This is a genomic window from Bradyrhizobium acaciae (genome assembly GCF_020889785.1).
In the GTDB taxonomy this organism is placed as follows: Bacteria; Pseudomonadota; Alphaproteobacteria; order Rhizobiales; family Xanthobacteraceae; genus Bradyrhizobium; species Bradyrhizobium acaciae.
This window is the reverse complement of record NZ_JACMYK010000186.1, coordinates 1-12,556: the sequence shown is the minus strand read 5'-3', so window position 1 is coordinate 12,556 and position 12,556 is coordinate 1. Positions and strand designations below refer to the sequence as shown.

12 protein-coding genes and 1 pseudogene are annotated in these 12,556 nt (G+C 64.6%); 9 read left to right on the top strand and 4 right to left on the bottom strand.

From position 1 onward, the window contains the following. Nucleotides 1-470: pseudogene (locus tag H8A92_RS36805) on the bottom strand (alanine dehydrogenase); the annotation flags it as partial. Between the two features lie 126 nt (nucleotides 471-596). Here H8A92_RS36805 and H8A92_RS36800 point away from each other — a divergent pair. After that, nucleotides 597-1,085: an Lrp/AsnC family transcriptional regulator gene (locus tag H8A92_RS36800; protein ID WP_163159778.1), complete on the top strand. Its 489-nt coding sequence runs from the start codon at nucleotides 597-599 to the stop codon at nucleotides 1,083-1,085. A gap of 15 nt (nucleotides 1,086-1,100) precedes the next feature. Here the strand turns inward: H8A92_RS36800 and H8A92_RS36795 are convergent, their stop codons facing one another. Then, nucleotides 1,101-1,652: a cytochrome b gene (locus H8A92_RS36795; RefSeq protein ID WP_229200171.1), complete on the bottom strand. Its 552-nt coding sequence runs from the start codon at nucleotides 1,650-1,652 to the stop codon at nucleotides 1,101-1,103. Between the two features lie 461 nt (nucleotides 1,653-2,113). Between H8A92_RS36795 and H8A92_RS36790 the strand changes: the two genes are divergently transcribed. Then, nucleotides 2,114-3,094: a hypothetical protein gene (locus tag H8A92_RS36790; protein WP_229200172.1), complete on the top strand. Its 981-nt coding sequence runs from the start codon at nucleotides 2,114-2,116 to the stop codon at nucleotides 3,092-3,094. Nucleotides 3,095-3,176: 82 nt separating this feature from the next. Beyond that, a complete protein-coding gene (locus H8A92_RS36785) occupies nucleotides 3,177-3,890 on the top strand; it encodes a type 1 glutamine amidotransferase (protein ID WP_229200170.1) in 714 nt (237 codons plus the stop codon). A 9-nt stretch (nucleotides 3,891-3,899) separates the two neighbouring features. Here the strand turns inward: H8A92_RS36785 and H8A92_RS36780 are convergent, their stop codons facing one another. Further along, nucleotides 3,900-4,250, bottom strand: a complete 351-nt coding sequence (locus H8A92_RS36780) for a hypothetical protein (protein WP_175068442.1) — start codon at nucleotides 4,248-4,250, stop codon at nucleotides 3,900-3,902. 295 nt (nucleotides 4,251-4,545) lie between these two features. Between H8A92_RS36780 and H8A92_RS36775 the strand changes: the two genes are divergently transcribed. Further along, complete coding sequence (locus tag H8A92_RS36775; protein ID WP_229200169.1) at nucleotides 4,546-6,282, top strand: ABC transporter permease; 1,737 nt, start codon at nucleotides 4,546-4,548, stop codon at nucleotides 6,280-6,282. Between the two features lie 15 nt (nucleotides 6,283-6,297). Beyond that, nucleotides 6,298-7,620, top strand: a complete 1,323-nt coding sequence (locus H8A92_RS36770; RefSeq protein ID WP_163159774.1) for an ABC transporter ATP-binding protein — start codon at nucleotides 6,298-6,300, stop codon at nucleotides 7,618-7,620. Nucleotides 7,621-7,667: 47 nt separating this feature from the next. Here the strand turns inward: H8A92_RS36770 and H8A92_RS36765 are convergent, their stop codons facing one another. Beyond that, the gene (locus H8A92_RS36765; RefSeq protein WP_229200168.1) at nucleotides 7,668-8,600 is read right to left on the bottom strand and encodes a LysR substrate-binding domain-containing protein; all 933 of its coding nucleotides are present in this window, start codon (nucleotides 8,598-8,600) and stop codon (nucleotides 7,668-7,670) included. Between the two features lie 211 nt (nucleotides 8,601-8,811). Between H8A92_RS36765 and H8A92_RS36760 the strand changes: the two genes are divergently transcribed. The 4 genes from H8A92_RS36760 to H8A92_RS36745 all read left to right on the top strand — a co-directional run. Further along, entirely contained in the window at nucleotides 8,812-10,140 is a 1,329-nt protein-coding gene (locus tag H8A92_RS36760) for an MFS transporter (protein ID WP_229200167.1), read from the top strand. A 33-nt stretch (nucleotides 10,141-10,173) separates the two neighbouring features. Next, nucleotides 10,174-11,199 (top strand): amidohydrolase family protein, encoded by a 1,026-nt coding sequence (locus H8A92_RS36755; protein WP_229200166.1) that lies wholly within the window; start codon nucleotides 10,174-10,176, stop codon nucleotides 11,197-11,199. A gap of 228 nt (nucleotides 11,200-11,427) precedes the next feature. Then, on the top strand, nucleotides 11,428-12,102 hold the full coding sequence (locus H8A92_RS36750) for an RraA family protein (RefSeq protein ID WP_229200165.1): 675 nt from the start codon (nucleotides 11,428-11,430) through the stop codon (nucleotides 12,100-12,102). A gap of 151 nt (nucleotides 12,103-12,253) precedes the next feature. Then, nucleotides 12,254-12,556, top strand: a 303-nt coding sequence (locus H8A92_RS36745) for a hypothetical protein (RefSeq protein ID WP_229200164.1), incomplete at its 3' end; no start/stop codon positions are given.

The following is a 12,556-nucleotide window of genomic DNA, read 5'->3' as shown; positions in this document are numbered from 1 at the left end:
CCCATGCCGTCGGCAGATTTGCGCAGCGCGGCGCCCGCGGCCTCGATTGCGAGCCGGCCGGCGACTTCGCTCATCGGCGCGAGCAGCGGCAATCCGCCATGCGCGTCGGTCACGGTCTCATAGGCGACCGCCGTGCAGCCGGAGGCGATCAACCCCGCGGTCTGCGGCACGTCGGGCGCGAGATGCAGATAGGTGAACAGGATTTGGCCCTCGCGCAGCCTGATCCATTCGGATGGCTGCGGCTCCTTCACCTTCACGATCATCTCGGCGACGGAGAACACCTCTTCCGCGGTATCGGCGATCCGTGCGCCGGCCTGGGTGTAGACGTCGTCGCCGGCACCGATGCCGTCGCCAGCGCCGCGCTGGACCACGACCTCATGGCCGTGCGCCACATATTCCCGCACCGAGGCGGGCGTCAGCCCGACCCGATATTCCTCGACCTTGATTTCCTTGGGCACGCCGATGCGCATGGTCCGCTCCTTGAAAAATGAGTCTTCGCCAACCGCAAGGCTATGCCCCGTCACACGGCGTTTCTCAGCGAATTCCGGCTTGCCCACAGCCGGATACGCTCATATCCTTCGTTGTCGGCTCAGCTCTTGAAGGAAAACTGCGTGGACGGTCTCGATCGTATCGATCTCAGAATCCTCTCCGAGCTGGTTGCCGATGCCCGCGCCAGCCAGATCGAGCTGGCCGAGAAGGTCGGGCTGTCGCCGACCGCCTGCGCGCGGCGCATCCGTCATCTCGAGGAGATCGGCGTGATCCGCGGCTATCGCGCCGACCTCGAACCATCGGCGCTCGGCCTCGTGACAACGGTTGTCGTCACCATCACGCTGGAGAAGCAGAGCGAGGATTATCTCGCGGCGTTCGAAGCCGCGATCGCACGCTGTCCCGACGTCGTGTCGTGCCATCTGATGTCGGGCAGCGACGATTATCATCTGCAGGTGATCGCCCGCGACATCGCCGATTTCGAGCGTATCCACAAGCAGCATCTGTCGCGGATGCCGGGCGTCGCCCGCATCCATTCCAGCTTCGCGATGCGCGAGGTGGTTCGCCGCACCATTCCGGAAACTGCGCTGCGCGGCTGAAAGCCACTCGCAGCGTCAGCGGCTTGCGCGCGGCCACATCCGGGCCAGCGTCTCGTCTTTCTTGACGAGAACATGCCAGAGCGTCGCGGCAATGTGCAGGGCGACCACGGCATAGACGACATAAGCAAGCAGGCCATGTGCCAACTCGCCGGCCTCCGCGATCGCCTTGTTATCCGCGAACAGCCGCGGCCAGCTGAAAGTCCAGAAATAACGCAGCGAATAGCCACCGGCCGACGAGAACATGTATCCGGTCACGGGCATCACGAAGAGGATGGCGTACAGCGCCCAGTGATTGAGCCTTGCTGCGAGCCTGACCAGCGGTGAGAACGATCCGGGCTCCGGCGGCGCCGTGGTCGCGGCCCGCACCATCAGGCGCAGGATCGCCAGGAAGAACAGGGTGACGCCGAGCGACTTGTGCACCTCGAGCAGTTCGCGCCGCGGCGAGGTCCCCGCCGGCTGCAACCCGCAATAGAGCCCGATCAGCATCGCCGCGATGAACAGCACTGCCGTGGCCCAATGAATCCTGCGCAGCAGCGGGTCGTAGCTGGCCGTCGTTTTCTTCGTCACAGGGCGCCTTCGCGTGAAGCCAGCCCGTGCGGGTTCGGCTAGAAAAAGGAAGGCCGTTCAATAGATGATCGCGCCGAGCCTGCCTACCGGCGCGGGCGTTACATTCGATCACGATCGCGAAGAGATAGGGAGCCCGTCTCCCTCCGCCGTCATTCCGGGATACGTGCGCAGCACGCAGGCCCGGAATCCATTGGGCCGCATTGACGCGGCGAAATGGATTCCGGGCTCGCGCTCCGCGCGCCCCGGAATGACGACGGAGGTTACTGCACACCTTACGCTTACTGTCACAAACCCCAGACTGCCGCCCACTGTCACAAACGCCGCGCTGTCATAAACGCTGTCACAATCGGAGCCGCCGGAGCCCGCTCCACACGCATTTTTTAGTCGTGATTCGCCATCTTCTATGACAGAATTACTACAGTTCGATATCAATTCGGTTACACGCGGAGCGGTGAATGAGCATGGAGTGGCGGGCGCGGCCGGTTACGCTGGCTTGGTCAAATCCAGTGGTCCGGTGGTGGGGCTTCCTGAGCTTCGTCAGCGCCGCCAACATCGCAATCTGGTTCGCGATGTACCGCCAATTCCATGAGCAGGCCGCCGGCAGCTTCAGCAACACCTCCGGCATCGGCCTGATGATGCTGCTGTGCGCGGCCTATGTGTTCGGCTGCGCCTTCCGTTCGGTGCTGCCGCGCGCCGACGTGCAGCGCATCTGCCTGTTCGACACCTGGCTGTCGAGCGTCGTGGTCGGCCGCACCGTCGCCACCGTCGCCGAGGTCTGCTTCGCTGCGCAATGGGCGATCATCCTGCATCAGCTCGGCACCATGACCGGCGCCGACACCACCGTGAACATCGCCTGGATCATCGTGCCGCTGATCCTGATCGCGGAATGCTTCTCCTGGTATGCGGTGCTGACCACCCATTACCTCTGCAACGCGATCGAGAACTCGATCTGGGCCGTGGTGTTTTTTCTGGTCGGGATTGCGCTGTGCCGGCTGCTGCCGGAGTTTCATGGCCCGGTGCGCTGGGCGTTCATCGTGGCGATCGTCGGCATCGCCGCCTTCCTCGCCTTCCTGATGACCGTCGACGTCCCGATGTATCTGAACCGCTGGCGCGCCAACCTCGCCGCCGGCGGCACCCTGCTGCATCCGCTCGACGGCCTGCGCGACGTCAGCCGGCGCTGGGTCGTGACCCACGATATCGCCGAGTGGCGCGAGGAGATCGCCTGGATGTCGCTGTATTTCAGCATGGCGGTGTGGTCGAGCCTCGCGCTCTGCGTCGGCTATTCGATGGAGGATCAGCTGCCGCGCTACCGCACCGAGCCGGTGATCGTGGCAACGACGCCGGCGATCGTGAGCACGAGCACTACGCCGGCGATCGCAAGCGCGACGCCGGCGGCACAGCACACCGCAACGATCGACGCGGCGGCACCCTCGCGGAATTGAACCGCCGCCGCGCGCGGCTTGTGGCGGTCAGCACTTTCGGAGTAAAGGCTGAGGCATCCCCGCTCGTCCATCAGCGCGTTTCATGCCCCGCATCACCATCATCGAAACCGGGCTCGTCAGTCCGCAATTCCGCGAGCGTCATGGCAGCTATCCGCAGATGTTTCAGCGGATGGTGGCCACAGCCGATCCGTCGGTTGCCTGCGACGTCGTGAGCGTCGCCAAGGGCGAGGCGCTGCCGGATCCGGCCAATCTGGATGGAATCCTGATCACGGGATCGGCGTCCGGCGTCTATGACGATGTCGCCTGGATCGCGCCGCTCGAAGCCTTCGTGCGGACAGCCCATGACCAGCGCGTTCCGATCGTCGGCGTCTGCTTCGGCCATCAGCTGATCGCACAGGCGCTCGGCGGCACCGTGCGCAAATCCGAGAAGGGCTGGGGCATCGGCCGCCATATCTATCAGCTGACGCCGGACAACGGGCTGCTTGAAGGCACGACGATCGCGGCGGCCGCCTCACATCAGGACCAGGTGATCACCCCGCCCGCCTCCGCGCGCACCATCATGTCATCCGCATTCACACCGCATGCCGGGCTGCTCTATGCCAACGGCACCACGCTGTCGGTGCAGCCGCATCCGGAATTCACCGCCGACTATGCCGACGCGCTGTGCGACCTGCGCCGCGGCCTCGCGCCGGATGCGGTGGTCGACACCGCCAAGGCATCGCTCATCGAGCCGCTCGATCACGCCACGCTCGGCGGCGTGGTCACGCGCTTCCTCATGCGCCGCACGCGCGCGTGATACGGCGCCTCAGGTCATGCTGCCCGGCATGAAGCAGCGCACCCGCGGGTGGCCGTCGATATAGTGCTTCCATACCATGGTTCGCCCGATCTTGTTGGGCTCGGTGATCACAGCCTCGTTCGGCACGACAACCCATTCACTGTCGATCAGCACGCGATAATGGCCGTGATCCGACTCCCAATCGGGATCGGCGACCACATATCCGTCGGCATCCGAGCAGCACTGCCCGTAGCCGCTGTGCAGGCTTTCAAACCAGGGCTTTAATGGTGAGTTGGCGTAGCGGCCGTCGTCGCGCGCCAGGGTCGGCGATGTCAACCACACCGCCCCAAGCAGGACTGCCGCACGTGTGACAACGTGCATCTTTTCGTCTCCGCAGATGTCGATCAGCTGCGGGCGCGCATCACCAACCATTCGCCCGCGACATTGCCGTCGCAGGCGAGACCACGACGAATCGGCGCCCCAGCACCTGACATTCAGCCATGCAAGAGCAGCGCCAGACTGCATTCCGGGAGACTACTGGCCTCCGAAATGGGGGCGATCGCCCACCTCCCGACTACCCGACTGTCGTGAATCCCGCATATAAGCCGCCGTTGGGGGCCGGTTCCGATCCTGTGGGGCCGCAATCATGCCAGGTTCTGCCCCCGAAGGTGGCCTTATGACGTTTCGGGATGTTCGATCAGCCGTTTGGGGACCCGTCTCCCTCCGGCCCAATTTCTGGGACCTGGCGGCGCTGTTGCTGCTGGTCGGTGCGATGGTGCTTGTCGTCTATGGCGGCGAGCAGACCACTGCGCCTCTGTCCGAACTTGAACGTACGCCGGTATCGCTCGATCCGGCCAACCTAGCGTACTACGCGCTCAGGACCACGATGCGGATGCTGCTGGCGATCGTCTGCTCGACCATCTTCACCTTCGTCTACGCCACCGTCGCAGCCAAGAGCCGACGCGCCGAGATGGTGCTGATCCCGATGCTCGACATCCTGCAGTCGGTGCCGATCCTCGGCTTCCTCACCTTCACCGTCGTGTTCTTCATGAACCTGTTTCCCGGCCGCGTGCTGGGCGCGGAGTTCGCCTGCGTGTTCGCGATCTTCACGAGCCAGGCCTGGAACATGACGTTTAGTATGTATCAGTCGCTGCGCAACGTGCCGAAGGATCTCGACGAAGCGACCGCGAGCTTCCACCTCTCGGGCTGGCAGCGGTTCTGGCGCCTGGACGTTCCCTTCGCGATGCCCGGCCTGATCTGGAACGCCATGATGTCGATGTCCGGCGGCTGGTTCTTCGTCGTGGCATCGGAGGCGATCACCGTCGGCAACACGACCGTGACCCTCCCCGGCGTTGGCTCCTATGTCGCCACGGCGATTGAGCAGAAGAACCTGCCGGCGATCGGCTACGCGCTGCTCACCATGCTGATCGTCATCATCGCCTATGATCAGCTGCTGTTTCGCCCGATCGTTGCCTGGGCCGACAAATTCCGCTTCGAGCAGACGGCCTCCGGCGAAGCTCCGACGTCGTGGATGCTCGATCTGTTCCGGCGAACACGCGCGCTGCGGGCCCTGACCTATCCGCTGGCAATGGCGAACAAGGCGATTTCCACGATGCGCATCAGCTGGCCGGTGGCGTTGCGGCCGAGCGGCAAGCCTGGCCAACCTTCGCGCGTTGTCGACGGCATCTGGATTACGCTGATCGTTGCTGCGGCGACCTATGCGGCCTGGCTGGCATATCAATTCCTCTCCGCCTCGCTCGGACTGTCTGATGTCGTCGACGCCATCGGAGATGGCCTCGTCACGCTGCTGCGCGTGATCGTCCTGATCGCGCTGGCGTCACTGATTTGGGTACCGGTCGGTGTCTCGATCGGGCTGCGGCCGAAGCTCGCCGAACGGATCCAGCCGCTCGCGCAATTCCTCGCCGCGTTCCCGGCCAACCTCGCGTTTCCCGTGTTCGTCGTGCTGATCGTCCGCTTCCACCTTGATCCCAATGTGTGGCTCAGCCCGCTGATGATCCTGGGTACCCAGTGGTACATCCTGTTCAACGTCATCGCGGGCGCCGCCGCTTTCCCGACCGACCTCCGCGAGGCGGCCAGCAGCCTTCATCTCGGCGGATGGCGCTGGTGGGTGAAGGTCGTGCTGCCCGGCATTTTCCCCTACTACGTCACAGGAGCCATCACCGCGTCGGGCGGGTCCTGGAACGCTTCGATCGTCGCCGAGGTCGCGAGCTGGGGCGACACCCATCTCGTCGCCACCGGTCTCGGAGCGTATATCGCACACGCGACCGAGGCCGGGGATTTTCCCCGGGTTGTGCTCGGCATCGTCGTGATGTGCATCCTGGTCACGTTGTTTAACCGCCTGTTGTGGCGCCCGCTCTACGCCTTCGGCGAGCGACGCCTTCGCCTCGGCTGATCGAGAGGGATCCTGATGCTCGACCAAACCAAGCAAGCTGCCCTGATCGACATAAAAGGCGTCTCGCGTTCATTCCCGAAGGGAAGCGGCGAGCAATTGCTGGTGCTCGAAAAGGTCGACCTCACCATCCATGCCGGTGAGATCGTGGGCCTGCTCGGCCGTTCCGGATCGGGCAAGTCGACCCTGCTGCGCATCATTGCGGGCCTCGTCGCGCCGTCATCCGGCAATGCGACCTGCCGGGGCGAGGCGATCGCCGGGCCGCCCAACGGCGTCGCCATGGTGTTCCAATCGTTCGCACTCTTCCCCTGGCTGACGGTGCTGCAGAACGTCGAGCTCGGACTGGAAGCACTCGGCGTCGATGCCACCGAACGGCGCAAGCGCGCGCTGGCTGCGATCGACCTGATCGGCCTCGACGGTTTCGAGTCCGCCTATCCGAAGGAATTGTCCGGCGGCATGCGCCAGCGTGTCGGGTTTGCCCGGGCGCTGGTCGTACATCCCGACCTGCTCCTGATGGACGAGCCGTTCTCGGCGCTTGACGTGCTGACCGCCGAGACGCTGCGCACCGACCTGATCGATCTCTGGATCGAGGGCCGGCTGCCGATCAAGTCGGTGCTGATGGTGACGCACAACATCGAGGAGGCCGTGCTCATGTGCGACCGGGTCCTGGTGTTCTCGTCGAATCCGGGACGCGTCGCCGCCGAGTTCAAGATCGATCTCAAGCATCCGCGCAACCGGCTGGATCCGACATTCCGCCAACTCGTCGAACAGCTCTATGCACGCATGACACAGCGCGAGGAACCCAAGTCGCCGTCGGCGGCCGGAATTCCGGGAGCGGGCGTCGGCACGGTGCTCGACCACGTCTCGTCCAACGTGCTGTCGGGTCTGATCGAAACATTGGCCGGACCGCCTTATGGCGGGCATGCCGACCTGCCGGTTCTGGCGAGCCAGCTTCAGCTCGAGACCGACGAGATCCTGCATCTCGGCGAAACGCTGCAGCTCCTGCGCTTTGCCCAACTCAGCGAGGGCGACCTGGTGCTCACCGAAGCCGGCGTCCGATTCGCTCACCTCGACACCGACGCGCGCAAAAAGCTGTTCGCCGAGCACCTGACCAACTACGTGCCCGTCATCAGCCTGATCCGCCGCGTGCTCGACGAACGGCCCTCGCACATGGCGCCGGCCGCGCGCTTCCGCAACGAGCTCGAAGACTACATGTCGGAGGACTATGCGGACGAAACACTCAAGACCATCGTGTCCTGGGGCCGGTATGCCGAGCTGTTCGCCTATGATGAGCAGTCCGAGACCTTCAGCCTCGAGAACCCGGGCCACGACGGCGCCTGACCGACGCGGCGAGTTGGCCGACGAGACCCGACGACCTGGCTGGCCCCTCACCCACCGACAGCCGCCACCTTGACGAGCGGCGGCGCGCTGCGTGACGCGGCCTGCAGCGCGCATTCGACGAACCGCCGCGGCAGCAGCGAGGCGTTCGAGCGCATCGCCACCAGCATGCGGCTTTCGGCATCCGGCGTGTCCAGCGCTTTCGCGACAACGTTCATGACACCGGCATGCTGATAGCAGGATGGTAGAATCGAAAGCCCGATTCCGGCTGCGACGAGGCTGAGAACGGTGCGCAGTTCGTGGGCCTCCTGCGCGATGCGCGGCGCGAAGCCGGCCCGCCGGCACAGCATCGCGGCCTGATCGCCGACCCCGCAGCCGCTCTCCGCCATGCCGACGAATTCGTGCTCGGCAAGCTCCGCAACATTCAGCCTGCCGGGCGCAGCAGCGAGCGGATGATCGAGCGGCAGGAACACCATCAGCCGGTCGCGCCAGACGACATGAACCTGCAAGTCGGCCGCGGGCTGGAAATCAAGCGGCGGCCGCATGATGGCAACATCGAGCTCGGCGTCGGCGATCGCTTGCAGCTGCTTTGCCGTCGACATGTGCCGGAGTTCGATCTTCACCCGCGGATAGCTGCCGCGGAAGCTGCGGAACAGTTCGGCGAACATGTCGAGCATCGGGACCGAGTCGGTGAAGCCGACACGGATCGCGCCGGCTTCACCGCGCGCGGCGCGGCGCACGGTCTCCGACGCGAGGTCGAGCTCGCTGACGGCGCGCCGCGCGTGCTCAAGCAGCAATTGTCCGGCCTGGGTGAGCGCGACGGCACGCCGTGTCCGCGACAACAGCTGCGTCCCGAGCTCCTCCTCCATCGCCTTGATCTGCGTGCTCAGCGGCGGCTGGCTGACATGCAGCCGCTTGGCGGCGCGGCTGAAGCTGAGTTCTTCGGCCACCGCGATGAAGTAGCGAAGCTGCCTGTAATCCATCGCTTATTCCGTTTCCCTATAAGTGATGGGTCAAAGCGGTATTTGACCTCCCCGGTCGGTTTCCCGATCTTGGCGCCAAAACGCCGGTGCTCCAAGGGATAATGCGGGGCAACAGGCGCAGCCGGTCAGCCATGCGAAATCGCCGCGAATAACAGGCGCTCCGCCCGGTTCGGATCATAGGCGCGACAACAAAAAGCAAGGGAGGATTCCAATGGGTCAAGCATCCGTCAGCGAGCTCGAACAGCAAACCATCCGCCGGGTCTATTGGCGGCTGATCCCGATCCTCTTCGTCATGATGTTCTTCAACTATCTCGACCGCATCAATCTCGGCTATGCCGGGCTGACGATGAACAAGGATCTCGGCCTCAGCCCCGCGATCTTCGGCTTTGCCGCCAGCATCTTCTTCCTCGGCTACATGGTGCTCGAGGTGCCGAGCAATCTGATGCTGCACTGGCTCGGAGCCCGGATCTGGCTGGCGCGCATCCTGATCACCTGGGGCCTCGTCGCCACGCTCACCGCCTTTGTCTGGAATCCGCTCAGCCTCTACGTGATGCGGTTCGGGCTCGGCGTCGCCGAAGCCGGCTTCATGCCCGGCGTCGTGCTCTACCTCACCTACTGGTTCCCCTCGCGCTATCGCGCCCGCGCAGTCGCCGGATACATCATCGCCGGCTCGTTCTCGGCGGTGTTGGGCGGGCCGATCTCGACCAGCATCATGACCTGGTACGACGGCACGGCCGGCCTGCATGGCTGGCAATGGATGTTCATCGCCGAAGGTGTGCCGACCATTCTGCTCGGCTTCTTCACGCTCTATTATCTGACCGATCGCCCGGCCAAGGCGAGCTGGCTCACCAAGGAGCAGGCCGGGTGGCTGGAGGGCGAGCTCGCCGCCGAGCGAGCCGAGATCGAGCAACAGGGGCAGCACAGGCTGATCGAATGCGTTCTCGATATCAGGGTCTGGCTGTTGGCGGCGCTGTTCGGCTGCGCGCTGGTCGGGATCTATGGCCTGTTGCTGTGGCTGCCGCAGATCATCAAGGGCATGGGCAATCTCAGCAACATCGAGGTCGGCTTCCTCTCGGCGATCCCGCCGCTGCTCGGCGTCGTCGGCACCATCGTGGTCAGCCGCAGCTCGGACAAGACCGGCGACCGCAAGTTTCATCTCGCCGCCGTCTATCTGCTCGCTGCGGTCGCGATGCTCGGCAGCGCCTATGTTGCGAGCCCGGTGCTGGCCTTCGTGTTGCTCTGCGTCGTCGGCTTCAGCCTGAACGCCGGCAATCCATTGTTCTGGAGCATCAACGCCTCGCTCTTGACCGGCGCGGCCGGCGCCGCCTCGATCGCGATGGTCAACACGCTGGCGCAGTTCGGCGGACTGATCGGCCCGTGGTGCATCGGCCTGATCAAGGATTCCACCGGAAGCTTCGCCTGGGCGCTGGTCGGCATCGCCGGCTTCCTGTTCGTCGCCTCCGCCATCGCCGCCACCATGCGCGTCAAGCCACGCGAGACGGACTTGACCAGTGCGATCCCGTCAACCGTCAGCCACTGATAACGCTGCCAATGGGACAATAAGGAAGCAACCATGATCATCGATTGTCACGGCCACTACACCACGGAACCGGCCAAGCTGCAGATCTTCCGCGACAAGCAGCTCGCCGGCCTTGCCGACAAATCGCGCCGGCCGCTCACCACCAATCTCGGCATCACCGACGACGAGATCCGCACCAGCGTCGAGGGCGCGCAGCTTCGTTTGCAGAGAGAGCGCGGCACCGATGTGACCATCTTCTCGCCGCGCGCTGCCGGCATGGCGCATCATGTCGGCAAGGAAGCGACCAGCCGCGAATGGACCACGATCTGCAACGATCTCGTGCACCGGGTCTGCACGCTGTTTCCGCAGAACTTCGTGCCGGTGTGCCAGCTGCCGCAGAGCCCGGGCGTCAAGCCTGCGAACTGCATCGAGGAGTTGGAGCGCTGCGTGACCCAGCTCGGCTTCGTCGGCTGCAACCTCAATCCCGATCCCGCCGGCGGCTATTGGTGCGATCCGCCGCTGACCGACGAGTGGTGGTATCCGCTGTATGAGAAGATGGTCGAGCTCGACGTACCCGCGATGGTTCATGTCTCCTCGTCCTGCAATCCCTGCTTCCACGGCACCGGCGCGCATTACCTCAACGGCGATACCACCGCTTTCATGCAGTTCCTGACCTCGGACCTGTTCAAGCGCTTCCCGACCCTGCGGTTCATCATCCCGCATGGCGGCGGCGCGGTACCCTATCATTGGGGCCGCTATCGCGGCCTGGCGCAGGACATGAAGCTGCCGCCGCTGTCGGAGCATCTGTTGAAGAACGTGTTCTTCGACACCTGCGTCTATCACCTCCCCGGCATCGAGCTGCTGACGCGGGTGATCCCGGTCGAGAACATCCTGTTCGCGTCTGAAATGGTCGGGGCGGTGCGCGGCATCGATCCCGAAACCGGTCATCACTTCGACGACACCCGCCGCTACATCGACGCGCTGCCGCTGAGCGCCGCAGACAAGGCCAAGATCTTTGAAGGCAACGCCCGCCGCGTCTATCCTCGCCTCAACGCCCATCTCGACCGCCGCGCGCGTTGAAGAATGACGAGACTGCGTTGATCCGGGCCGGCATCGGAGATTCACCTCTCCCTTGGGAGAGGTCGGCGCGTAGGGGTTACGCTCTATGAAGGGAAACAAGACCCCTCACCCGGATTGCTTCGCAATCCGACCTCTCCCCGCCGGGGAGAGGTGAGCCGAGATCCCGGCAAGCCTATCCAACCAGAACTCATCTATCGTCACGCACAACCCAAACCCCGGAGAAAACCGATGGCCATAGGATTTGCAATTCACAGGGCGAAGCGGAAAGTCTCGCCCGACCTCGTCGCGCGCTACCGCACGCTGCCGGTCGCCAACATCAGCGATGTGATGTCGCGGATCGCGGGCACCAACCGGCTGCGGCCGATGCATGCGGGCGGCTGGCTCGGCGGCCCGGCGCTGACCGTGAAAACTCGTCCCGGCGACAACCTGATGGTGCACAAGGCGATCGACCTCGCCCAGCCGGGCGACGTCATCGTGGTCGATGCCGGTGGCGTGCTGGTCAACGCCATCATCGGCGAGATCATGTCGACGCTGGCCGAAAAGAAAGGCGTGGCGGGCTTCGTGATCGACGGCTCGATCCGCGACGCCGGCGCGATCCGCGCCGGATCCTTCCCGGTGTTCGCCGCCGGCGTCGCCCATCGCGGGCCCTACAAGGACGGCCCGGGCGAGATCAATTGCACCATCTCGATCGACGGCATGATCGTCGAGCCCGGCGACCTCATCGTGGCCGACGACGACGGCGTGCTCTGCGTGCCCCATGACGACGCCGAGGCCATCTGCAAGCTGACCGAAGCCAAGAAGGCAACCGAGGAGAAGGCGATCGAGCAGATCCTCGCCGGCACCAGCGACCGTCGCTGGGTCGATGAGGCGCTGCAGCGGCTCGGCTGCGAGTTCAAGGACTAGATGCGCCGGTTCGGAGAGGCGGGGATGCCTGCCTTTTAGGCACCAACCGGCAAAAGGCCGGCCGGAAATCGCCCGGTCGGCCGCGTGAAGGCCCGACGCCGCCCCGTGATCGCGCTTGCGGCCCGGCATCGGGAATTTTTCCCGATCATGAGTGGAAAAGAATCCCGTCTCGCCGGGACACATCTTGTTTGCCAAAGCCCAACCGCTCCCGCAGTCTTCAAGCCATGGTTCGTCGGGGAAGAAGCCGAACCGCGACGACGGGGTGGGCGCTATGGCTGGTACGTTGTTGCGTACAGCAACACGATTTTTGTCTGGTTCGGTCACCACGCGCGGCGCTGCGGCCATGCTCACCGCCATCGGAGCCGCAGCGCCGCTGACGATGGTGCGAGCCCAGACGCCCGCCCCGACCGAACTGCCGCCGGTCACCGTGATCGCCCCCTCGCCGCTTTCGGGC

Bases quoted from the DNA above. Each gene is read 5' to 3' on its own strand.
- H8A92_RS36790 (WP_229200172.1), top strand. From the start codon at position 2,114: ATGGAGTGGCGGGCGCGGCCGGTTACGCTGGCTTGGTCAAATCCAGTG.
- H8A92_RS36785 (WP_229200170.1), top strand. From the start codon at position 3,177: ATGCCCCGCATCACCATCATCGAAACCGGGCTCGTCAGTCCGCAATTC.
- H8A92_RS36780 (WP_175068442.1), bottom strand. From the start codon at position 4,250: ATGCACGTTGTCACACGTGCGGCAGTCCTGCTTGGGGCGGTGTGGTTG.
- H8A92_RS36775 (WP_229200169.1), top strand. From the start codon at position 4,546: ATGACGTTTCGGGATGTTCGATCAGCCGTTTGGGGACCCGTCTCCCTC.
- H8A92_RS36770 (WP_163159774.1), top strand. From the start codon at position 6,298: ATGCTCGACCAAACCAAGCAAGCTGCCCTGATCGACATAAAAGGCGTC.
- H8A92_RS36765 (WP_229200168.1), bottom strand. From the start codon at position 8,600: ATGGATTACAGGCAGCTTCGCTACTTCATCGCGGTGGCCGAAGAACTC.
- H8A92_RS36760 (WP_229200167.1), top strand. From the start codon at position 8,812: ATGGGTCAAGCATCCGTCAGCGAGCTCGAACAGCAAACCATCCGCCGG.
- H8A92_RS36755 (WP_229200166.1), top strand. From the start codon at position 10,174: ATGATCATCGATTGTCACGGCCACTACACCACGGAACCGGCCAAGCTG.
- H8A92_RS36750 (WP_229200165.1), top strand. From the start codon at position 11,428: ATGGCCATAGGATTTGCAATTCACAGGGCGAAGCGGAAAGTCTCGCCC.